This is a genomic window from Bifidobacterium adolescentis ATCC 15703, assembly GCF_000010425.1.
Taxonomy (GTDB): domain Bacteria; phylum Actinomycetota; class Actinomycetes; order Actinomycetales; family Bifidobacteriaceae; genus Bifidobacterium; species Bifidobacterium adolescentis.
On record NC_008618.1, the window covers coordinates 179,393 to 201,120 of the forward strand.

18 protein-coding genes and 1 pseudogene are annotated in these 21,728 nt (G+C 61.0%); 16 read left to right on the top strand and 3 right to left on the bottom strand.

Annotated features, from left to right (window positions below):
* Positions 1-546 precede the first annotated feature (546 nt).
* The 8 genes from BAD_RS00685 to BAD_RS00720 all read left to right on the top strand — a co-directional run bounded on the left by BAD_RS00685 (position 547) and on the right by BAD_RS00720 (position 6,233).
* A complete protein-coding gene (locus tag BAD_RS00685) occupies positions 547-1,371 on the top strand; it encodes a P-loop NTPase (RefSeq protein WP_011742671.1) in 825 nt (274 codons plus the stop codon).
* Positions 1,352-2,344: a CpaF family protein gene (locus BAD_RS00690; RefSeq protein ID WP_011742672.1), complete on the top strand. Its 993-nt coding sequence runs from the start codon at positions 1,352-1,354 to the stop codon at positions 2,342-2,344. The genes BAD_RS00685 and BAD_RS00690 overlap by 20 nt, the downstream gene beginning before the upstream one ends.
* Before the next feature lie 245 nt (positions 2,345-2,589).
* Positions 2,590-3,114 (top strand): type II secretion system F family protein, encoded by a 525-nt coding sequence (locus BAD_RS08610; RefSeq protein WP_021913231.1) that lies wholly within the window; start codon positions 2,590-2,592, stop codon positions 3,112-3,114.
* Positions 3,111-3,626 carry a type II secretion system F family protein gene (locus BAD_RS00700; RefSeq protein WP_003807480.1) on the top strand — a complete coding sequence of 172 codons (516 nt, stop codon included), beginning with the start codon at positions 3,111-3,113 and terminating at the stop codon, positions 3,624-3,626. The genes BAD_RS08610 and BAD_RS00700 overlap by 4 nt, the downstream gene beginning before the upstream one ends.
* A gap of 311 nt (positions 3,627-3,937) precedes the next feature.
* Complete coding sequence (locus BAD_RS00705; protein ID WP_368099832.1) at positions 3,938-4,180, top strand: DUF4244 domain-containing protein; 243 nt, start codon at positions 3,938-3,940, stop codon at positions 4,178-4,180.
* A 2-nt stretch (positions 4,181-4,182) separates the two neighbouring features.
* Entirely contained in the window at positions 4,183-4,548 is a 366-nt protein-coding gene (locus BAD_RS00710) for a TadE family type IV pilus minor pilin (protein ID WP_003807487.1), read from the top strand.
* A gap of 79 nt (positions 4,549-4,627) precedes the next feature.
* A complete protein-coding gene (locus tag BAD_RS00715) occupies positions 4,628-5,020 on the top strand; it encodes an Rv3654c family TadE-like protein (protein WP_227561380.1) in 393 nt (130 codons plus the stop codon).
* A 97-nt stretch (positions 5,021-5,117) separates the two neighbouring features.
* A complete protein-coding gene (locus tag BAD_RS00720) occupies positions 5,118-6,233 on the top strand; it encodes a diacylglycerol/lipid kinase family protein (RefSeq protein WP_041777466.1) in 1,116 nt (371 codons plus the stop codon).
* A 103-nt stretch (positions 6,234-6,336) separates the two neighbouring features.
* On the opposite strand, the gene BAD_RS00725 is transcribed toward BAD_RS00720, so the two are convergent.
* Complete coding sequence (locus tag BAD_RS00725) at positions 6,337-6,933, bottom strand: TetR/AcrR family transcriptional regulator (RefSeq protein WP_033499555.1); 597 nt, start codon at positions 6,931-6,933, stop codon at positions 6,337-6,339.
* Positions 6,934-7,198: 265 nt separating this feature from the next.
* On the opposite strand from BAD_RS00725, the gene dnaX reads away from it, so the two are divergent.
* From dnaX to BAD_RS00745, 4 genes are all read left to right on the top strand, one after another.
* A complete protein-coding gene (dnaX, locus tag BAD_RS00730; protein WP_011742675.1) occupies positions 7,199-9,643 on the top strand; it encodes a DNA polymerase III subunit gamma/tau in 2,445 nt (814 codons plus the stop codon).
* A 116-nt stretch (positions 9,644-9,759) separates the two neighbouring features.
* On the top strand, positions 9,760-10,362 hold the full coding sequence (gene recR, locus BAD_RS00735; protein ID WP_011742676.1) for a recombination mediator RecR: 603 nt from the start codon (positions 9,760-9,762) through the stop codon (positions 10,360-10,362).
* Positions 10,363-10,481: 119 nt separating this feature from the next.
* Positions 10,482-11,243 (top strand): aspartate kinase, encoded by a 762-nt coding sequence (locus BAD_RS00740; RefSeq protein WP_003807502.1) that lies wholly within the window; start codon positions 10,482-10,484, stop codon positions 11,241-11,243.
* A gap of 92 nt (positions 11,244-11,335) precedes the next feature.
* Positions 11,336-11,902 carry an ACT domain-containing protein gene (locus tag BAD_RS00745; protein WP_041777211.1) on the top strand — a complete coding sequence of 189 codons (567 nt, stop codon included), beginning with the start codon at positions 11,336-11,338 and terminating at the stop codon, positions 11,900-11,902.
* A gap of 215 nt (positions 11,903-12,117) precedes the next feature.
* On the opposite strand, the gene asd is transcribed toward BAD_RS00745, so the two are convergent.
* Complete coding sequence (gene asd / locus BAD_RS00750) at positions 12,118-13,212, bottom strand: aspartate-semialdehyde dehydrogenase (RefSeq protein ID WP_011742678.1); 1,095 nt, start codon at positions 13,210-13,212, stop codon at positions 12,118-12,120.
* A 197-nt stretch (positions 13,213-13,409) separates the two neighbouring features.
* On the opposite strand from asd, the gene BAD_RS00755 reads away from it, so the two are divergent.
* Together BAD_RS00755 and BAD_RS00760 are read left to right on the top strand one after the other, a co-directional pair.
* Positions 13,410-14,042: a DUF5701 family protein gene (locus tag BAD_RS00755; protein WP_035010307.1), complete on the top strand. Its 633-nt coding sequence runs from the start codon at positions 13,410-13,412 to the stop codon at positions 14,040-14,042.
* 68 nt (positions 14,043-14,110) lie between these two features.
* Positions 14,111-16,654, top strand: coding sequence for a PASTA domain-containing protein (locus BAD_RS00760; protein ID WP_011742680.1), 2,544 nt, complete (start codon positions 14,111-14,113; stop codon positions 16,652-16,654).
* Between the two features lie 76 nt (positions 16,655-16,730).
* Here BAD_RS00760 and BAD_RS00765 read toward each other — a convergent pair whose 3' ends face one another.
* A complete protein-coding gene (locus tag BAD_RS00765) occupies positions 16,731-18,257 on the bottom strand; it encodes a metallophosphatase (RefSeq protein ID WP_172458541.1) in 1,527 nt (508 codons plus the stop codon).
* 198 nt (positions 18,258-18,455) lie between these two features.
* Between BAD_RS00765 and leuA the strand changes: the two genes are divergently transcribed.
* Entirely contained in the window at positions 18,456-20,366 is a 1,911-nt protein-coding gene (gene leuA, locus BAD_RS00770; protein WP_011742682.1) for a 2-isopropylmalate synthase, read from the top strand.
* 258 nt (positions 20,367-20,624) lie between these two features.
* Positions 20,625-21,680, top strand: a pseudogene (locus BAD_RS00775) (alpha-arabinofuranosidase); the annotation flags it as partial.
* Positions 21,681-21,728: the final 48 nt, after the last annotated feature.

Here is a 21,728-nt window from a genome sequence, read left to right on the forward strand (position 1 = left end):
TATGACCGAGATAGGTTGTTACGTTGAACGGGCATTGGATAGACTTACCGTTACGACGATGTTGTTGTGCAGCGATTCTGCTCCGAAGATTCTTGCAGGAAGGCCCGCTTCGGCGGGTCTTCCTTTTTTGTTGCGCTGCGCCGTGCTGCGTTGCGTAATGTCTTGCGATGTGCCGAATCGCGTTGCGATGTGGATAAGTGTGGATGACACGCCGAGGGTGTGGATAACCCACATTCTCCGACCACAGGTGCCGTTTCGGCTTGAACCCATGTGCGGTTTCGTTTTTCAATCGGCGGTATGAGCGATGCAATTTCTTCATTACAGGTCCCTCCGGTCCCATTGCCGTCATACGGAGGCCGTGACGTGCGCGTGACGTGTTCGCCGAAAATCCGGTCGCAGCCAGCGGCCAGAGTGCGGCAGCCGACTCGATCCCAGCAAACCGTTCGGCGGGAAACGGTCTCGCCGCAACGGTTCTATACGCCGCAGAACGCCGTGGACGCGCGAACGTCGGCACGATGGGCCGGGCCTGCCGTGGCGGGCGGTTTCATGGGTTCGCCGTTGGAATCGTCGTCCACACGGCTGAAACCCGTTGAAGCGCAACCGGAACCTGCTCCACGCAACGTCGTGGTGGTCGGATCCGCCGTCGCCGGAGTCGGTGCCAGCACGTTGGCGGCGCTGCTGGCCCGCGAACTGACGGAACGTGGATGCAAAAGCGTGCTGGTAGACGCAGATCTCAACGGTGGCGGTCTTGACGTGCTGCTCGGTGTGGAAGACGAAGACGGTTCACGCTTCGGAGACATCAGCGCCCCGCTCGGCAAAGTGGACGGCAAAGCGCTGCTGCGAGAACTGCCCGTGTGGGATGGCGTGCCGCTGCTGGCCTGCAATCCCTGGCGAAGCGAAAACCCGCAATCCTGGGAGATCCAGGCATGCATCCGCGCGCTCGCGCAGGTGAAGGACGCGGTGATCGTGGACGCCGGGCAATGGCGTGGACTCGATGACATTCCGGAACTGGCCCAGGCCACACACATCACCGTGGTCGAAATGACGGTGCTCGGACTGGCCCGAGCCAAAGTGGCCATGCAATCGCGTGGAACGGCGGAACGGCAGAAACATGGCCATATCGTCGGCGTTGAACCGCGCGGCGTGGCACGTGGACGTGGCGTGACCACGCTGGAAGAGACGGAAAACTATCTTGGCCATTCCCTCGCGGCGGTTGTCAAACCGGACGCCAAGCTGTGCGGCGAACTGCTGGACGGCCTGGGCCTGCGCAGGCCGAACCGCCAAACCGTCAAAGCCTTGGCCGCGCTCACGGATGAACTGCAGGAATCGTTGGAAGGCAAGCGGGTGAAGCATGGAACTCGGACCCCTTAGCGCCATCGCCTCGCAGCCGGGCGTCACGGACATCGCGGTGACCTGCGACGGCACGGTTTGGGCGGATTGCGGCCAAGGCATGCAGGAAGTATGTCTGCTGCGCCGATGCTTTCCGTCAGCGCAGTCGATTCGTGAATTCGCAGCGCGATTATGCTCGCAACTTGGCCGACGGCTTGATGACGCCTGCCCGATCGCCGACGCCTCCACCGTGGACGGTCTGCGCGTGCACGCCGTCATCGCACCACTGGTGCCGCAGGGCGCGGCCATCAGCATACGATTGCCCGATGCGGTCTCGCCCAATCTGGAATCGTTGGCGCGCAACGGCATGTTTCCAGCCGAATGGCTGCCCCTGCTGGCCGGACTGGTGTCCCGCAAGGCAAGCGTGCTGGTGACAGGCGGCACCGGTGCCGGCAAAACCACGATGCTCAAAGCCATGCTGATGCGATGCCCGCCGAACGAGCGCATCGTCACCGTCGAGGAAGTGCGCGAATTGGGCATGATCCAACATGCCAACCACGTGTCTCTGGTCACACGCGAAGCCAACACGGAAGGTGCCGGCGGCATAGGCCTTTCCGAACTGATCTGCGCGACGCTGCGCATGAGACCGGACCGCGTGGTGGTCGGCGAATGCCGTGGCGGTGAAGTCGTGGATCTGCTCAGAGCCTTGAATTCCGGGCATCGAGGCGGCATGACCACATTGCACGCCAATCAAGTGGAGGCGGTTCCGGCGCGATTGGTCTCATTGGGTTTGCTGGCCGGATTGGAGCCACGCGCCACGGCGGCGCTCGCCGAGGATGCGTTCGACGTGGTGCTTCATGTGGAACGTATCGCCGGCAGACGGCGCATTGCGCAGGTCGGCAGATTGGAAGCGGTGGAAGGGCGATTGCATGGGCGTCTGCTGGCCGCCTGGGATGGCCGTACGGTCCGTGCCGGCCAACGTTGGGATGGATTCATGAGCCGATGGAGCGCATGATGCGTGATGCGTGTGGTTGGGAATATTGCGCCGCATGGCTGGCGTCGATGGCCGTCTGGCTGTGGCTGAATCGGAACGTGGAATGGGCGGGATTGCGGCGATTACAGCGTGTGCTGGTTCGCTTCGGGCTTCGTTCGGCTGACGATAGCGGCGGGGCCGATGGAGATGGAACTTGTGATGATGAATCCGACGGGCATGGCAGAACAGTCCGGAACGATGGGGAAAACCGGGATGCATCGCCACGGATGCCGACCATCGGCGCTGCCGCATGCGTGGCCGCGCTGCGGGCGTCCGTACGCAGCGGAGCCACCTTGGTCCAAGCGTTCGAGGAATTACAGGGCGCTCCTTTCGCAGTGCCTGAACTGACCCGTTTCCGTATTGACATGGCCGTACGAAGCCGCTGCTCGCTTCAGGAACAACACAAGCATGTGGATCAGCTTGGTGCGGAACTTCATGCGGCCTGCACGTTGAGTCTGCAGTTGGGCTGCGAGATGAGCCGATGCCTGGAGGCCGTCGCGGCGTCGTTGAAGCGGCGACGGCTGCTCGACGACTTGCGTGCCAACGCTTTTGCCATGCCGCAGGCCACGGTGAAGCTGCTGATGGCATTGCCGTTGCTGACGGTGATGCTAGGGGAATGCATGGGAGCCCATCCCTTGCGATTCCTTGTGGAAGACGTGAAAGGATGGATGTGCCTCGGCTTCGCCGGCTGCTGTTATGCCGTCGGCTGGTATTGGATTCGCAGGCTGATGCGGCAGGAGCATGTGCGATGAGCTTGGCATGGCCGATGCTGGCAGCGGTGGGCGCCGCTGGCGCGACATGGCTGTATGAATGGTCGCCAGCCAGAAATCCGCCCGATTCCGACGTGCGGTCATGCAATCTGCCATTGCCCTTGATATTGGAAATGTTGAGCGTGGCGATACGTCAAGGAGCGTCCATTCCACGCGCGCTGATTACGGTCGGAAACATTGTGGAAGGCGAGTTCGGCGGTGGATTGCGCTCGGCTGGAGAACGGCTGAATAGTGGCATGCCATGGAATGAGGCATGGCCTGACGATGATGATTGCGCCGTGGTCCGTGACGCGTTCTCCTCATCATGGTCGAGCGGCTCCTCGCCGGTGAATCGGTTGGCAACCGCAATCGAGCAGCTGGATTGGGATGAACGGTCGCGGATTGAACAGTCGGCGGCGAAACTGTCGATTCGGTTGTTGCTACCGACCGGCCTGTGCATGCTGCCGGCCTTTGTCGCCATTGGCGTGATTCCGGCGGTGATGTCGTTTCTGTAGCGGCCGATTCGCCATGGGGTAGTGCGGGTTGGTGCGAATTGGCTCAAATTTGCTCGAATCGGACCGCGGTCGGAATGACGGATGATGCGCGGTCCGTTCCGTCATGCCCTAATCGCTTGTGGATAAGTGTGGATGACACGCCGAGGGTGTGGATAACCCACGTTCTTCGACCACAACCCACGAAAACCATGCCATCGCCGATGCCAATACCTGACACTGAGCGTACCCGGTCAATCGGCCGGGATTAGCCGAATGAAAGGAGCGTCATGAACGACGCAATGTCAATCAATGTCGATGGTTCGCCGGGTCTGATGGGTCGCGTCGGCCAGAAGTTATGCGCGGCCAAGGAACGTGCCAATAAGGCGGTCTGCCTATTGGACGCGCGCATGCGCCTGCTGACCGCCGAGCCGGAGAAGGGCGCGGTCACCGCCGAATACGCGGTGGTGCTGGTGGCGGCCACGGCATTCGCCGCGGTTCTGATCGCCATCGTGAAATCGGATGTCGTGAAAACGCTGCTGACCGGCCTCATCAAGAAAGCGTTGAGCGTGGGGTAACCATGCTTGCGCGATGGTGGAGACGCCATGCCCGTGACGCCGATTGCGGAACCGTCACCGCCGAATTCGCGGTGGTGCTTCCCTGCGTGGCCGCGGTGGCGATTCTGGTGCTGTGTTTGGGGCGTGCCTCCATAGTGTCCATGAACTGTCAGGACGCTGCGGCCGCCGGTGCGAGGGCCATGGCGATTGACGCCGGCGGCGAAGCGAAAGCCCGCGCCGCGGCGCAAACCATTGCCGGTGGCGGTTCCACGGTGTCGTTCGCCGCCAATGCGAACAGCGTCACCGTTGTGGTGCGTTGCCCGGTTGCGGCGGATCCGACCGGCGTGCTGCCCGCCAGCGTCGTGGGCAAGGCAACTCGGTATTTCTGATTGCGATGTTCATGACAGCGTGCTGTCCGTAACGGTTTTTGAAAGGCTTCCAATGCGCGGCAAGAAAGGAACGACTTCCGTGAAACATGACGTGAAACAGTATGTGCGACGAGTGTTGCATGTGCTGAAAGGCGCGGACGAAGGTTCCGGAACCATATCGGGAGTCGCGCTGATCGCAATCGTCGCGGCCATGCTCGGTGCGGTCGCCATGGCAGGCAATCTGCTGCTGTGCGTGCATCGCGCGCAGAATACGGCCGACCTGGCGTCGGTGGCCGCCGCGCAGTCGCTGCGTGACGGTGCCGCCGACCCGTGCGCGGCCGCATCGCGTACAACGTCGGGCAATGGAACCCGGCTCGAATCCTGTGCCATTGAAGGCGAGGATGCGGTGGTCGCCGTGCAGGCGGCCACGCAGGTACCGTTCGCACCGTGGGTCGTCCGGCAGTCACGTGCGGGGCCTATTGCCTGTGATTAGGAGATTGCCGGACAGTCGTTGCATGACGACACGGAATGTTCAGCTGAAGGTAATGGGCAATCTGGCGCTTGACGTGAAACATGGTTATCGTACAAGTATGAGCAAGACGTCACATGCGAATACGACCGTTGCCGTGGTCTGCAATCCGACATCGAACAAAGGCAAGGGCGCCCAAGTGGGCGGTCATGTCATTGATCTGCTGCGCGGAGCCGGACGCAAGCACGGCTTCGACGTAATCGATGTGACCGGCACAAGCTTCGACGATTCCCTGGCCAACGCCCGCCGCCGCGGCGACGAATACGATTATCTGGTCGCGGTCGGAGGCGACGGCATGGTCGCGTTAGGCGCCAACGCAGTCGGCTGCTCCGGCAAACCACTCGGCATCGTGGCCATCGGCTCCGGCAATGATTTCGCACGCGGACTGGATTTGCCGGTCAATCGCGTCGAAACCGCCGTTGAAGGCATTGTCGGTGCGATTGTGCGCGGCACGCATATCGACGTGGACATGGGCTTGGTGACTTCGTTGCCTGACGGTCATGCCATCGATTCGACCGACGGAACCGATGTTTCACAGTCGCGCTCGCCGATCGACCGCTATTATGCGGGCATGCTGTCGTGCGGTTTGGACGCAAGCATCAACGACCGCGCCAATCATTCGCATCTGCCGAATGGCTCGCTGCGGTATTTCGCCGCGGTCATCGTGGAGCTGACACACATGAAAAGCTACGGATACCACATCAAGGCCACGCTGGCCGACGGTTCGGTGGAGGAGCGGGATATCATCTCGCCACTGCTCACCGTGGCCAATTCCCGCCATATCGGCGGCGGCATCGAGGTGTCCCCGTATTCACGGTTCGCGGACGGACTGCTTGATCTGGTGTGGCTTGACCATGTGCCGAATTTCCGGGAGTGCGTGGACGCGGTGGCACGCGCCTACCACGGCCGACTGCTGGGCAGCCATGCTTTCGGATGGAAGCGGGTGCGCGACATTGAAATCACCCGCGCCACCGAAGGGGATGAGCCTTCGGTGTTGATGGCCGATGGCGAATACGTGGGCCATTTGCCGGTGAAGGTCTTAGCCAAGGACAGTGCGCTGCGTGTGCTGGTGCCGCCGGCCGTGGCGGAAGCGCAGGCGGCCGACAGCGAGGAACGGGTGTTGGAAACCATCAAACGTGACGGTCGCGACCCTCTTACCGGTAGATTCCTCGCCTGACGTCGTTTTCCGTCAGCCAGCCGGTGCCGCTCGATGCCCCTCCGGACGTTGAACGGCCGTTATATGTTGCTTGCCGGCGGAAATGACGCGTGTGGGAGCACCGTCACAGATATTCGTCCAAATGCAGCGTCTGTGCCGCCACCTGCCTGACAATGTCATCGTCAATGTCAGGATGCAGTCTGATCAGCGAGATCAAGCCGACGATCAGCGTGTAGAAGGTCTCATGCTCGTTGCGGATCGGCATGCCGTGCTTTTCCTCGAATTCACGTACCGTGGAACCGCACAGGTATTCGGAAATGCGGTCCGCGGCCCGGTCGATGAACCTCAGATACAGTGCAGCGTTGCCATCCTCGATGAGACGTTGGCTGAACGGGCCTTCATCGGCGATGAGCGAACGGGTCAGCCGCACCACATCGTCAAGCGCCTTCGAGATGTTGCCGGCCTCGCGATGCTCGTTCCACTCTTCCAGGCGGGCGATGACTTCGCTGATGACATCGTCGAGCACGGCATCCGCAACCTGGTCTTTGTCTTGGAAATAGTGGTAGAAAAGCGATCTGGTCATGCCGACCCGTTCGGCGATATCGCTGATCGTGATCTTCGAAAACCCTTTTTCCAAGCAGATCTCACGTGCCGCCTGCACGATCTGCAAGCGACGCGCGTCTCCAATGGTGCTGGTGGACGCTTCCGGTTTCCCGGTCATGGCTCTCTCCTCCCAATCGCGTGGCAACGCCTTGTGCGGCATGGTGGTGACGCACGGGTTTTAGGCGCGCAACAGTCAGCGTTCGTGACCGACGGTACGCCGATCACACGGTTCATGTCTGATTTCCAGAGTACCGGCTGCGCCGGTTGTAGATCAGACAGACACGCGATGGACTTGCGGAGATGGTCGGCCTCGGCGCTTCCCGATTGGCGAACGTGTCGTAATTCATCGATACTCTAGAACACTACGGCGGAAGGAATTTGCGATGGCACTGGCACTGTATAGAAGGTATCGTCCCGACACGTTCGATGGCGTGATCGGACAGGATCAGGTCACGGTTCCGCTGATGCGTGCGCTTGACGAGAACAAGCTCACGCACGCCTATCTGTTCTCCGGACCGCGCGGCTGCGGTAAAACGAGTTCCGCGCGTATTCTGGCCCGTTGCGTCAACTGCGCCAAAGGTCCGACCTCGCATCCGTGCGGTGAATGCGCCAGCTGCCGTGACCTTGCCACCGGCGGCCCCGGCTCCATCGACGTGGTGGAAATCGACGCCGCCTCCCATAACGGTGTGGACGATGCCCGTGAACTGCGTGAACGTGCCGGATTCGCCCCGGCCCGCGATCGCTATAAAATCTTCATCCTCGACGAGGCCCACATGGTCACGCCGCAGGGCTTCAACGCGCTCCTGAAAATCGTGGAGGAGCCGCCGGAGCATGTCATGTTCATCTTCGCCACCACCGAACCGGACAAGGTGATCGGCACCATTCGCTCCCGCACCCACCACTATCCGTTCCGTCTGGTGCCACAGGAGGTCATGGGCCCGTATCTTGAGCAGATCTGCGCCGACGAGCATATCGAGGCCGAAGCGGGTGTGCTGCGCTTGGCCATGCGTGCCGGCGGCGGATCCGTACGTGACACGCTGTCCGTGCTCGACCAGCTGATGGTCGGTGCCGTCGACGGCAAGATTCCTTACGATTCCGCGGTCGCGCTGCTTGGTTTCACGCCGGACGCGCTTATCGGCGAGGCAATCGACGCCGTCGCCGACAAGAACGGCGAGGCGCTGTATGGCGTCATTCAAAAGGTCGTGGTCGGCGGATTCGACCCCCGACGTTTCGTTGAGGACCTACTGGCACGCGTGCGCGACCTGCTGGTGCTCACCTTGGGCGGTGAGCGTGCGGAAAGCGTGCTGTCTGACGACACCGCGACCGAGAACATGGACGATCTGCATCGCCAGGCGGCTTCGTTGGGATTGGCCGCGCTTACGCAGATGGCGGATACGATCAACGCCACGCTGGCCAACATGACCGGTGCGATTTCGCCGCGCATGCGCCTGGAACTGCTCGCCGCCCGCCTTCTTGCCGGTCGTGAGACAGGCGTGGTCGCGCAAGCCGCCGCACCATCGTCCGGCATGCCGGAAGCTGGACATGCGGGCGGTGCCGCAGCGTCTGAATCGCAGCGTCCGTCCGGTTCCCGTAGGTACGCCGCGCAATCGGCACGTGGAAGGCATGCCGTGGAACCGTCCGCGGCTCCCACGAATCCAGCCGATGCCGTCGTTTCCGGAGCGGCCTCCGTATTGGCGGAAGTCCAGCAGGCGATGGGTGGACCTCTGTCGGAAGGCAGCGAGCCGGCCGCTTCAGCCGAGTCCAAGCCGGTTGAAACGCAGTCTGCGCCATCCAAACTATCCAATGCCGAACCATCCGCTCCCACCCAGTCCGTGACTCAGTCCGCGCCCCAGCCTGCGGCAACGGACGATCGCACTCCCGACCAGAAGTGGGACGCGATCGTTGCCGGCCTGCCTGAGGATGTCCGTCGCTACGTGGACCGCGAGAAAGTGCCCCGCGTGCTGCTGGACGGGGTCAAAGGCCGACTGTGGATTAAATTCGACAAGTCGTTGAGCAAATACGCGTTCGCCAAGGCCGTGGCCAAGGAAGCGGTCGACGGCACCACCAATGTGGTGCAGATCGTGCGCGGCGAAGTGCATAAGGTGTTCGGCCCTGATGTCACTCTCGCGCCGGCCAAGAAGCTTGCCGACGGTTCCACCGCGGTGCCGTGGAGCAAGCTCAGCCCGGAAGAGCAGAGCAAGATCAACGCGCAGCTGGTGCAGGAACAGCTGAAGGCCGCCACATTGCTGACCGCGAACCTCGGCAAGGAGGTTGCCAAGGAGCCGGAAGACGACGATCCGTGGAACACCCCAATTCCGCAGACGCCCATCGCCGAAGGCAACGCCAACGACGTACAGCCGCCGGAACACCACGTAAAACATGTGGACGTGCCGGATGTGAGCGATGACGTCGATCCGTGGGCCACGCCACTGCCCACGCCGCAGACGGACGATCGGGAGCAAGGCCAACCGAATGGGCCGGAGCAGCCGCGGCAAAACCAGCCGGAACAGCACAGCGAACGACATAGCGCACGGCAAAGCGCCCGCGAAATGCAATCGCAACAGGCCCAGCAGCCGGCGTCATCGCCGGCAGGATTCGCGGATGACCCATGGGGAGCCCCCATGCCGGTGCAGGCGGGACCGCCGGAGCCTGAAGTCGCCCCGGAAGACGACGAATACTCCATGAGCGACGAATCGATCGGCGCATCGAACGCTTTGGACATGAACGACCTGAACAGGGTGTTCGAAGTGAAGAAAGTCGAGGAATTCAGCTCGGACGATCCGCATAATCCGCGCAACATGCAGGTGAAGAAAACACTTGACGACTGACACCGGCCACCGCACGTCGCATGTCGCTTATCGTACGGCGAGTACCGGGCGCTGGCCATCAGACGTCAGTTGTCCGGAACGTGGCTGCGGCAACCAGTCAACGAAAGGTATGAACCATGGCTTTGGCCTATGACGGCGCCATCCAACGACTCATCGACGCGTTCGCCAACCTGCCCGGCATCGGGCCGAAAGGCGCGCAACGCATCGCCTTCTACCTGCTCAACGCGCCCGATGAGGAATCGCAGGCACTGATCGACGCCATCACGGAAGTCAAGGAAAAAGTACGGTTCTGCGATATCTGCGGCAACGTGTGCGAAACCAGCCCATGCCCGGTATGCGCCGACCCACGCCGCGACCACAGCGTGATCTGCGTGGTCGAAGAGCCGAAGGACGTGATGAGCATCGAACGCACCCGCGAATACCGAGGCATGTACCATGTGCTGGGCGGCGTCATCAACCCGATGGCCAACGTGCAGCCAAGCGACCTCAACATCGCCAAACTCATCGAACGGCTTAAGGACAGCGAAGTCAAGGAGGTGATCCTCGCGCTCAACCCGAACGTGGAAGGCGAGGCCACCACCAGCTTCCTTTCGCAGCTGCTGAGCCAGACCGACATCAAGGTGACGCGCCTTGCCAGCGGCCTGCCGGTGGGCGGCGACCTCGAATACGCCGACGAGATCACCCTGGGCCGTGCGCTCGCCGGCCGTCGCGCCGTCTGAACGGGTCCCGAATGTTCCGTATGTTGGGCGCGTCCGGACTTGACAAATCAGGTTTTTCCTATAATGAACTTCACTTGCCGAATCAGGCAGGTGATACGTTGAAGAAGATTGGATAAGTTGTGGCTCTCATCGTGCAGAAGTTTGGCGGCTCTTCCGTAGCCGACCCAGAATCGATTAAGCGCGTGGCCCGACGCATCATCGAAACGAAGAACGCCGGCAATGACGTGGCCGTCGTGGTCTCCGCCATGGGAGACACCACCGACGACCTGATCGATCAGGCGCTCAGCATCGATTCCAACCCGCCGGCGCGCGAGATGGACATGCTGATGACCGCAGGCGAGCGTATTTCGATGAGTTTGCTCGCTATGGCGATTCATGCGGCCGGTTCTCATGCATACTCGTTCACCGGTTCCCAGGCTGGTTTCATGACCGACGCGCAGTTCGGCACCGCGCATATCAAGGCCGTGAAGCCCGATCGCGTGCGTCGTGCATTGGATAAGGGTTCCGTGGCGATCGTGGCCGGCTTCCAAGGCGTGAACGAAGGCGGCGACGCAACCACGCTCGGCCGTGGCGGTTCCGATACTTCCGCAGTCGCGCTCGCCGTGGCGCTGGACGCCGACATCTGCGAAATCTACACCGACGTCGATGGCGTGTTCACCGCCGATCCGCGTATCGTGCCGACCGCCCGTCGCATTCCCGTCATCGACTACGAATCGATGCTGGAAATGTCGTCCTGCGGTTCCAAGGTGCTGGCATTGCGTTGCGTGGAATACGCGCAGCGATTCGGCATGCCGTTGCACGTGCGCAGCTCCTTCTCCCACCGTCGCGGCACGCTGATCGTGCCGGAAGGCGTCGATCCGCGCACCCTGCCGAACATCTGAACGGCAGCCGGGCAGCGTAATCGCAGGCAATCGCAAATAATTGCAAGACAACGCGAAAACGAAAATAAGACTTTACAAACAAAGGTAAGAACATGAGCGAAGACAACAACCAGTCCATGGGCGACCTGTTCCCCGACCTGGGGCCGGAAGTGCCGATCATCTCCGGCGTCGCGCACGACAGCACCGAGTCGCTGGCCACCGTGCGCCGCGTGCCGAACGAGCCGGGCATGGCGGCGAAGGTGTTCACCATGCTGGCCGAGGCCGGCGTGAACGTGGACATGATCGTGCAGGCCTCCGCCTCCACCGGCACCGCCGACATCTCCTTCACCGTGCCGGGCACCGCCGCGGCCAAGGTCCAGGAAGTGCTGCAGGAGAAGCAGGGCGAGCTGGGCTTCCAGTCCTTCGACGTCGACCCGAACGTCGGCAAGGTGGCCGTGGTCGGCGTGGGCATGAAGACCCATTCCGGTCTGGCCGCGAAGTTCTTCAACGCGCTGAGCGACAAGGGCGTGAACGTGCTGATGATCTCCACGTCCGAAATCCGCATCGCCGCGCTTGTACCGCTCGAGCAGCTCAACGACGCCGTCAAGGCGCTGCACACCGCCTACGGTCTGGACGCCGACCAGGTGGAAGCCGTGGTGTACGGCGGCACCGGCCGCTGATAGTGCTGGCTTCAGTTTCCCAGTATTTTTAAAGGGCATGGTTTTGCGACCGTGCCCTTTTCGTTTGCTTTTTACGATTCACGCCGTACGTTGCATACCGTGCCAAGCAGTCCCCAAACAAGCAAAAGGCCGGCTCCGAAGAGTCGGCCTTTTGCTTGGCTATGGCTCGTTTATGCGGCTTACGGTTTAGCTACCCAAGCCGCATAAACGTCGCATCACTTCTTGGTGATGTAACCCAACGCCTTAAGCATTTCTGCGCTTTCCAGCGCGCCACCGGCGGCGCCACGCAGGGTATTGTGCGCCAATCCCACGAACTTCCAATCGAAAATGGAATCCTCACGCAGACGGCCGATGGAAACACCCATACCACCCTCGTAATCCACATCCTTGAGCACCTGCGGACGGTCATCCTCGGTCAGGTACTGGATGAAATGCTTCGGAGCGTGCGGCAGGCCAAGCTCGGCGGCCTTGCTGGTGTAGTTGACCAGACGGTCGATCAGCTCGTCCTTGGTCGGGTTCTTACCGAAGTTGATGAACACGGTGGCGGTGTGGCCGTTGAGCACGGGCACGCGGATGCACTGCGAGGTGATGCGCAGCGGACCGTCGAACGGCACAATCTCGCCCTTGGCCTCGTCCACATGGCCGAAGACCTTCAGCGGCTCCTTCTCGGACTTCGCTTCCTCGCCGGAGATGAACGGAATGATGTTGCCCACCATTTCCGGCCAATCCTTGAACGTCTTGCCCGCGCCGGAAATGGCCTGGTACGTGCTCACGATGACCTCGTGCGGCTCGAATTCCTTCCACGCGGCCAAAGCCGGAGTATAGGCCTGGATGGAGCAGTTCGGCTTGACGGCAATGAAACCGTGCGTGGTGCCCAGGCGCTTCTTCTGATGTTCGATGACCTCATAGTGCTCCGGATTGATCTCCGGCACCACCATCGGCACGTCCGGAGTCCAGCGGTGGGCGCTGTTGTTGGACACGACCGGGGTCTCGGTCTTCGCGTATTCCTCTTCGATGGCGCGGATCTCGTCCTTCGGCATGTTCACCGCGGAGAACACGAAGTCGACGTCCTTGACCACGTCCTCGACGTCGGCCACGTTCTTGACGACCATGTGCTTGACGAACTCCGGCATCGGGGTTTCCATCTTCCAGCGGCTGCCGATGGCCTCCTCGTAGGTCTTGCCGGCGCTGTGCGCGGACGCGGCAAGGGTGACCAGTTCGAACCACGGATGGTTTTCGAGCAGCGTCACGAAGCGCTGTCCGACCATGCCCGTAGCTCCGAGAATGCCAACCTTAATCTTTTCGGACATAACAACCTTTCGCTTATGCTGGAACGGTTTTCCAAGTTTTGCAAGTTTGATTTTGCTTACGCTTGAGGTCGACCAGCCGGCCCAAAACGACGTCGCGGGCGGCCACACGCGTTGTTCAATCTTACGAAAACCCGCCGTCATGTCCGCCGAGCTATCCGTATGCTGGTCGGTAAACGCGCTCGCGTACACTGGTAGACATGTCGAAGGCATCAGAAGAAGCGCAGAAGCAGCTGGATCGTATCGTGGCGTTGGGGTATCCGGATGTGGCCGATATGTCGGCAGCCGCGTTCCGCTCGCTTGCGCGCCCGCTTATCCGCGCGCTTGAGGATTGCGATGGTTCCGCCGATTTGGGTACGCAGATCCTGTTGGTGCCCACGCGCGAACTGGTGACGCCCGAATCGCTGATCGCCCGAACCTCCATCAACCGCATGGCGGGGTTCACCACCATGCCGCCGCGCGATATCGCCAGCTTCCTGCCGCAGGATGGTTTCGAACCGCCGGAAGGCCCGTTCTATCTGGTGATCGAACCGCACACCGGCACCTGCTATATCAACCGCGAGCCGGACGTGGCACGCAAGCTGATCGATTCCGACGAGCGATTGCCGTTGACTTTGGAAGAGGGGCTTGCGATCGCCACACAGCATCCGGAATGGCTGCTGGAAAAGAACGGTTTCAACCTGCTGGGCTCGCGTTCCGCTGACGGCCGCGTACCGAGTATCTGGATGAGCCAGAATGCTCCGCGATTGGGCGCGGTGTGGCCGAATTCCCGTCATACGTGGCTGGGTAACGCCTACTGCATGGCCCGTCGAGGCGTGAGCCTGTTCCGGTAGTCTTTCGGCTTACCGCGCCGGCTCCCTATAATCGATTTCAGAGAAGAAACTGAAGCAGGGGAGAAGCCATGTTCTGTACGCAATGCGGTTCGAAGAACGCTCCGGAGTCGAAGTTCTGCACGAACTGCGGCAATCCGTTGGTCTCCGTTCCGGTGCAGCCTGATGCCGGACAAGCACGGATTTCGGATGATTTTTCCGTCGATTCCACGGTGGCGGAAACCCCTGCATCGCAGCTCGCACCGCAGTCTGCGGAGCAACCCGAGGAACAGTCTGCGGCACAGCACGAGGAACGCCCTGCAGAACAGCTCGCTTCGCAGCCGGCAGACGCGATTCCGCCGGTCCCGTTGCCGGGCGGCGGCACGCTGCCCGTAGCGCAGTCCGCGACTTCGGCTGCATCGCAATCCGTTCCGTCGGTGTCGGAAACTCCTGAGCCAAAAAGCGACGGAACTGTGCGTGACGCTTCCCCGAATCGCAAGCTCATCATCGGCATTGCGGTGGCCGCGATGCTGCTGGTCGCCGCTGTGGTGGCCGGCATCGTGACATACAACATGGAGTTGTGGGGTGGCAAGTCGTTGCCGGACGTGGCGGTGGCGTCTCCCAAGGACTCGTCGAAGACTCCGGATGCGAAGGTCGTGGTCAGGCAGCTTGAAGGCAAGGGTCTCAAAGTCAAGCGCGTCAAGGAATTCTCCGGCGTGAAAAGCGGCAAGTTCCTTGGCTATCAGGGAATTCAGTCCGGTGACCGCGTAAGAGCGGGCAGTGTGGTGACAGTGCGCGAATCGGCCGGCCCTGGCGTGCCGGAAGGTACGGTCGGCAAGAAAGCTGAAAGCGTGGTGACAACGTTCTCGCAGATGGGCGTGCCGGTGCATTACAAGCAGGTGATCGTGTCGGACACCAGCAAAACCACCGAGGGAAGCGTGATCAGCACGTACCCCGCGCAAGGCCAAGGCGTGAAGGATGATAAGAAAGGCATCTACATCGGCGTGGCTACGAAAAGCGACGGCGGCCTGCCGTCGGACATCGTCGGCCAGGAAATTTCCGACGTGAAATCAAGCCTTGAATCCAAAGGCTACGACGTGAAAGTGGAGAAACGTCTCTCATCGAAACAGTACATCGGCAAGGTCTCCGGCTCCGAACCTGGGCCGGGCAGCCAGCTGAACGAAGGCCAGACCATCACCCTGTATCAGGGTGTGGATGCCAAGGGTGCCAAGCAGACGTTCATTGACCACAGCGGAACCGGTGGAGATGGGTTGCTGATGGGCACGAGTGACGTTGCTTCTGGCCAGTGGTGCAATAAGGCCGGCGACTGCATCACGCTAGGACAGGATGACAGTTATTCCAGCGGAGACATCGTTTTCCTGAAAGTGAAAGATGGTGCTGCGAACACGAAGTACAGCATGACCGGTGAGTCTTTGATTTCCTGCGATGCGGTGCAACAGCCGTATTGCAGCAGCAAGAAAGCCGACTATCTGTTGACTGGAAACTCTGGAGCATTTGAATTGTTCCCACACAAAGCGTTCGAAACGTATTGGTGTGGCGATTCCGCCTTGGGTGGGGAAGGCGATATGCGGAGTTGTGTTGCCGGAAAGGTCCATGACATTGATTCCGACTCTTCGGATGCGTCCGATTATGAGCCGGACGGCAGCGGTAAATTCCATATGATGGATTTGTTCGCGGTGTTCCCAGTCGGCTCTGATGTGGAATCAGTAGAGAAAATTGGCTATTTTGACGCGTCTGCACTCGCGGCTGCCCAAAAGCAAAAACCTGTCGATACGGACCGTCCGTTCTTGATGTATCGTGACGTGAACCAGTACAAGAACGGCGAGAAGGAATCAACCTATACAAGGGACTGGTTCGATCCATTCATGCCTTACAACGGCTACAACGGCTCCAAGGATGACACCGTCAAAATGAAGCCCGCCCCCAGCGACGAAACCGCCTACTATCTGGTGGAGGACGTCCAGCCCGACTGGGATTCCCTCGAAGACGCCAACATCAAGGGCGTGTCCGCCAAGAGTCAGAAATCTAACGGCAAAAATGCAAGCAGGAACGCAGACACCAAGAAATCTGATTCGCAATCGGATGCCGCCACTCGGTCTTTGATGAAGTCCATCGCCGGAAAGTACGGTTTCGCTTCCGGTTCCGGCGGTTGGAGCACCACTATGACGGTGGCGTCCGATGGCACGTTCAGCGGAACATATCATGATTCCGACATGGGCATTACGGGAGATGACTATCCGAACGGATCGGTCACCATTTCGAATTTCAAAGGCCGTTTCAAGGATGCCAAGAAGAACGCGGACGGCAGCTATACGATGCAATGCGACAAATCGGCGCTGAAAATCGATGGCAATATAGGAGACACGTATATCAAAAACGGTAGTAAATATACGGTTGCCGACCCCTACGGCATTGCCCCCTGCGGTGCATTCACGGTATATCCGGCGGGATACGACAGTTCGCAGCTCAGCGAAGCGATCGTCGGCTGGAGCCATGCGTGGTATGACAGCATGCCCGCCAAGCTGGAAACGCCGATTATCGTGAATGCCGAGGACACGAATCTCGGTAGCGAATCACAGCAAGACGCCTTCTTCCAATCGAAATATCTTGAGTGATATTCGATAAGGTCGCGTTGTCGGCGGTGCTGCCGCCGAGTCGCTGTCGATTATTGCGATTGCCACGAGCATCGCATTACTGCGATTTGCGCAACAGCCCCCGAACCGCGTATCCGATCGCGCCGCACGTCACCGCGCCCGCCCCTAGCAGCGTGGCGCTGACCTGCGGCCTGCGCAGCTCGTTGCGCACGCCGATCAGGTCCGTCACGCAATGGTCCTCGAAGAACACGCGTAATTCGTTGCTGGAATAACGGCCGACCAGATCGCCCCACGTCAGCATGCGCGTCACGTACGCCATCGGATTGTCTTCGCGGAATTCAAACAGCCGGATGCCGCGGAACCGCGATTTCGGGCCGTAGCATTCAAAACCACAGGTCGGCGCGTACCCCAAATCGATGTCGTGCACATGCCCGACGAACGAATTCTTGTGGTCATGCCCGCAGAACAGCGCGAAATAGCCGCCCGCCTCACGCAGCGCGTCCACTTCGCCCACGTTCACGTCGGCGCAGCCAATCGCCTCGCCCAGCCGCGAACCGGGTCGGCACACATCGCGGTCGAGCACATAGCAATGTCCTGCGAATTCGCGCGCGCCCTCCACGGCGTTCGGCGTGTAGGCGGGCACTTCGCGCAGGCAATCGTAGAATTCCTGCGGCGGAATGTGCTGGAAGGCGATCGCCGGCACCGCCTGCCCGTCGCCATTGCGCCTGCCCAACTCGCGTTGCACGCGCTTCAGCCATTCGACGGCTTCCGGCGAGGGGGTGCCGTAGCCGTCGGAGTCGGCCAAATCCCAGCCGCGCGAATTCGCCGCGTATTTCGCGTATTCGGTGACCGACTGCCGTCCGTTGCCGTCACCCGCGTCTGCCGTGTCGGCGTAATCGCCCGAATTGACCATCATCACGCTCATTGTGATGCGCCCCGAACCGTCGGACGCTTCGATCGGCAACGCGAACGTGCCCGGTTCGAGCGCCAACGGCGACGAGCCGGCGACGGGATTCATACAGCCGGCAAACTCGCGGTAAAGATCGTCCTGTTCGTCGGCGAGGATGCCGCATTGGAAATCATGGTTGCCGTACGTCGCAGCGAAGGGGATACGCGATTCCAACGCCGGCCCCAAAAACGCGGCGAACGTGTCGCGCACTTTCTGCCGTGTCTCGTCGAGCAGCGACGCCGCGGTGGCGCGATTGATGGCTTCCGCCCACGATTCCAGCTTGCTGGCAGAACCGTTGCGACCTGCGCTTTTCACCAGTTTCGGCGAATCGGTGCCGATGCCGTCGATCATCCACCGTTCGTCGGAGGGCTGCGATTTGGTCAGTGTTTTGGCGATCGGATGACGTTTGATGCCGCGGATTTTCGCTTCGATTTCGGTGACCGCGCGCACGTGCGTACCGGGCTGTTCGCCACGGCGACGTAGAAACGTATCGATATATGCCGGATCGTAGCCGCGGATCTGATCGCCGGTGAGCACGATGAGGTCGGGATGTGCCTTCCTGATAGCGCCTTCGATCAGCCGAATCGTGTCTTCGCGCACGTCCGGACCATCCTGAATATCAGCCATTTGCAGCACCCGGAACGTACCGTCGCTGTTGAATCGCAAGCTCATGATGCCCACTGTACTGCGGCAAATCTGGATATGGGGTGAAATAAGGGCGCGAAAATCGCAAACCATGCCGTCATATCGCGGAATACCGGCAAAATATGGGATTGGTTGTCGCTAGTATGGGCGGCAGTGCAGGTAGGTAACATGCACGTAACAATGTGGATTGGCAGAAGGCCGATCCGACTTTACAGATAAGGAGGAGTGATGGGTCAGGATCAATCGTCAGTGTTTGATCTCGCGGCAGTCGCCGCGGCGTCCAACGGAGGGAACAACGACCCGCTGCTGCCTCCGGCGCGTTACATTGGAGCTCCGCAAAAGCCCAGCAAGATGCCGTACAACAAGTACGTCGCATACGATAAGCAGGTGCCGTTTGATTTCCCGGAGCGTACGTGGCCGGGCAAGCGACTGCAGCGTGCACCGCGTTGGTGCTCCGTCGATCTTCGCGACGGCAACCAGGCCCTCGTCAACCCGATGGATTCCGAGCGCAAGCTGCGTTTCTGGAATCTGCTCGTGTCGATGGGCTTCAAGGAGATCGAGGTCGGCTTCCCGTCGGCTTCCGAAACCGATTATGACTTCATCCGCATGCTGATCGAGCGTGAGCTCATTCCTGACGATGTCACCATCGTCGTGCTCACCCAGGCCCGCGAGCATCTGATTCGCAAGACCTACGAGTGCCTGAAGGGCGCCAAGCGCGCCATCGTGCACTTCTACAATTCCGTGTCCGTGCTGCAGCGCGAGGTCGTGTTCCGCAAGGACAAGGCCGGCATCAAGAAGCTTGCCACCGACGCCGCGGCGCTGTGCAAGGAGCTTGAGGGCGAGGCCAAGGGCATCGACCTGTACTACGAGTATTCTCCGGAATCCTTCACCGGCACCGAGCCGGAGTACGCAGTCGAGGTGTGCAACGCGGTGATCGACGTCATCAAGCCGACGCCGGAACATCCGATGATCATCAACCTGCCGGCAACCGTGGAAATGACCACGCCGAACGTCTTCGCCGACGAGGTCGAGTATGTGTCCAACCACCTCGTACCGCGTGACGCCGTGGTGCTCTCCCTGCATCCGCACAACGATGAGGGCATGGGCGTTGCCGCCACCGAGCTGGCCGTGCTGGCCGGTGCCGACCGCGTTGAAGGCTGCCTGCTGGGCAACGGCGAGCGTACCGGCAACGTCGATTTGGTCACCCTTGGCCTGAACTTCCTGACCCAGGGCATCGATCCGCAGATCGACTACTCCAACGTTCCGGAAATCCGCAAGACCGTCGAATACTGCAACCAGATCAAGATCTCCGAGCGCCACCCGTACGCCGGCAACTTCGTGTTCACCGCGTTCTCCGGCTCCCATCAGGACGCCATCAAGAAGGGTCTTGAGGCCCGTCAGGTGGCCGCCGACCGTGCTGGCGCCGATCTGGACAGCTTCGTGTGGCTCGTGCCGTACCTGCCGATCGACCCGAAGGACATCGGCCGTTCCTACGAGGCCATCATCCGCGTGAACTCCCAGTCTGGCAAGGGCGGCATGGCCTACCTGCTCAAGACCAACCACAACCTTGATCTGCCGAAGCGTCTGCAGGTCGAGTTCGAGAAGGTCGTGCAGAACTACGCCGATGAGACCAAGAAGGAAGTCAAGGACGAGGACATCTGGCGTCTGTTCAAGGACGAGTACCTGCCGGTCGAGGAATCCGGCGCCACCGCGGCTGGTGTCGTGGTCGGAGACAGCAAGGACGAGACCCTCGAGCAGTGGGGCCGTCTGAAGCTGCTGAAGGTGTCCGTCTCCTCCGGCGAGGATGGTTCCGACACCGTGCTCAAGGCCAGGATTCTCGACCGCGGCGTGAACGTTGGTGTCGACGAGCCGGTGGAGCGTGAGGTCTCCGGCATCGGCAACGGTCCGATCGCCGCCTTCCTCAACGCCGTGAGCAACTTCGGCATCGAAGCGTCCGTCATGGATTACGTGGAGCACACCATGTCCGTCGGCACCGATGCCATGGCCGCTTCCTATGTGGAATGCCAGATCGGCGAGGAAGACAACACGAGCATCGTGTGGGGCGTCGGCATCGATACCTCTATCGTCACCAGCTCGCTGAAGGCCATCATCTCGGCCATCAACCGTTCCGAGCGCTGATTGCGCTGATTGCACGGACGCGTTGAGCAAACGCGCCGGATATGATTCGAGGGGCTTCCCAGGGTAACCGGGAAGCCCCTCGTCGTTGTCATGTGCCATGCGATGCGCCCGCTCACAAGTGCGACAAGCGCGTTCCATGATGCTTCCTCTCCGCGGATGAAGGGTGTCGCAATGCCGCCACACCAAGTTGTACAACGATGTAAAACACGGTATAGTACATCGTTGTAAAACCTGTATCTGCTTACTGAAGGATCTTCCATGTCGGCCAATTATTCCCTGCTGTGCTATACACGCGAAGCCACCGGACGCGAAGAGGCGAACAACGAGGACATCGCCTACAGCATGCATTTGGCGCTACGTTCCGGCGATGACGCCGAGTGGCAGCCGCTGAACGAAAACTATGGCATCTTCTTCGCGGCCGGTGTGCCGATCGCCGCCGCGACCGCGGAATCCCGCCACGCGTGCACGGCCGCGGCGCACTTCGCCGCCGACCGGTTCGACGCGCCTCGCCCCGCCACCGACGCCGTCGCCCATGGCGTGGTCATGCCCGGTATGGATATCACGCTGAAATCGCTGAAGAATCCGTTCCTGTTCCGCCTCGCGGACGGACGATTCGCCATCGCCGCGACCCGTACCGCCCGCGGCGGTGAGCCGGATGGTTCCGAACGGTCGGCATTCCTGCTCGCCATCAGCGATGATCTGACGGCGTTCGACCAGCGGGGGCTGGTGCTGTTGCGCACCACCGGTGGGGTCAATCACCCGTCCGTCTCTTTCGACGCCGCGGACGCGTGCTACGTCGTCTCCTGGACCGGTGACGATGGCAAGGCACGCACCGCGCGGACGGCCGATATCGTAGCCGCCGCCGGTTCGGGCAGGCCGCTTGATGTCGTGGAATCGGCGTCGTCGCAGCCGTTGCGTCAGACCGGGGATTGCGGCATTCCGAACGCCGTCGTCGGCAACAGCATCGCCATCAGTGAGCCGGAGGCCGAGCGCCTGATAGAGCGCTTCGGCCGCATCCGCAATACCGGAACGTCCGTGCCCGCCCAGCGAATCGATGCGGGCCTGCATGGTGAGGATGCCCGGAATGCGGTTCTGGCCTTGGCCGCAACCCGTGCGGAACTGTCATACAGCGACGGTTCGCAGGCCACGCGCGCAGTGGATTGGAACATGGCCCAGCTTGAGGCCATCGCCCAGGAAGCCTCCGAGGGAACGCTCAAGGCCGGCCAGACCCGTACCGTCGAAGGCGTGATCCGCCAGAGCGTCTATCCGGTGCCGTTCGCGGTGGAACGCGCCGACCCGTCGGTGTTGTCTTTCGTCAAATAAATCTGCGTGTCGTCACCAGTTAATCTGAACACCATCGGC

Bases quoted from the DNA above. Each gene is read 5' to 3' on its own strand.
- BAD_RS00685 (WP_011742671.1), top strand. From the start codon at position 547: ATGGGTTCGCCGTTGGAATCGTCGTCCACACGGCTGAAACCCGTTGAA.
- BAD_RS00690 (WP_011742672.1), top strand. From the start codon at position 1,352: ATGGAACTCGGACCCCTTAGCGCCATCGCCTCGCAGCCGGGCGTCACG.
- BAD_RS08610 (WP_021913231.1), top strand. From the start codon at position 2,590: ATGCCGACCATCGGCGCTGCCGCATGCGTGGCCGCGCTGCGGGCGTCC.
- BAD_RS00700 (WP_003807480.1), top strand. From the start codon at position 3,111: ATGAGCTTGGCATGGCCGATGCTGGCAGCGGTGGGCGCCGCTGGCGCG.
- BAD_RS00705 (WP_368099832.1), top strand. From the start codon at position 3,938: ATGGGTCGCGTCGGCCAGAAGTTATGCGCGGCCAAGGAACGTGCCAAT.
- BAD_RS00710 (WP_003807487.1), top strand. From the start codon at position 4,183: ATGCTTGCGCGATGGTGGAGACGCCATGCCCGTGACGCCGATTGCGGA.
- BAD_RS00720 (WP_041777466.1), top strand. From the start codon at position 5,118: ATGAGCAAGACGTCACATGCGAATACGACCGTTGCCGTGGTCTGCAAT.
- BAD_RS00725 (WP_033499555.1), bottom strand. From the start codon at position 6,933: ATGACCGGGAAACCGGAAGCGTCCACCAGCACCATTGGAGACGCGCGT.
- dnaX (WP_011742675.1), top strand. From the start codon at position 7,199: ATGGCACTGGCACTGTATAGAAGGTATCGTCCCGACACGTTCGATGGC.
- recR (WP_011742676.1), top strand. From the start codon at position 9,760: ATGGCTTTGGCCTATGACGGCGCCATCCAACGACTCATCGACGCGTTC.
- BAD_RS00745 (WP_041777211.1), top strand. From the start codon at position 11,336: ATGAGCGAAGACAACAACCAGTCCATGGGCGACCTGTTCCCCGACCTG.
- asd (WP_011742678.1), bottom strand. From the start codon at position 13,212: ATGTCCGAAAAGATTAAGGTTGGCATTCTCGGAGCTACGGGCATGGTC.
- BAD_RS00755 (WP_035010307.1), top strand. From the start codon at position 13,410: ATGTCGAAGGCATCAGAAGAAGCGCAGAAGCAGCTGGATCGTATCGTG.
- BAD_RS00760 (WP_011742680.1), top strand. From the start codon at position 14,111: ATGTTCTGTACGCAATGCGGTTCGAAGAACGCTCCGGAGTCGAAGTTC.
- leuA (WP_011742682.1), top strand. From the start codon at position 18,456: ATGGGTCAGGATCAATCGTCAGTGTTTGATCTCGCGGCAGTCGCCGCG.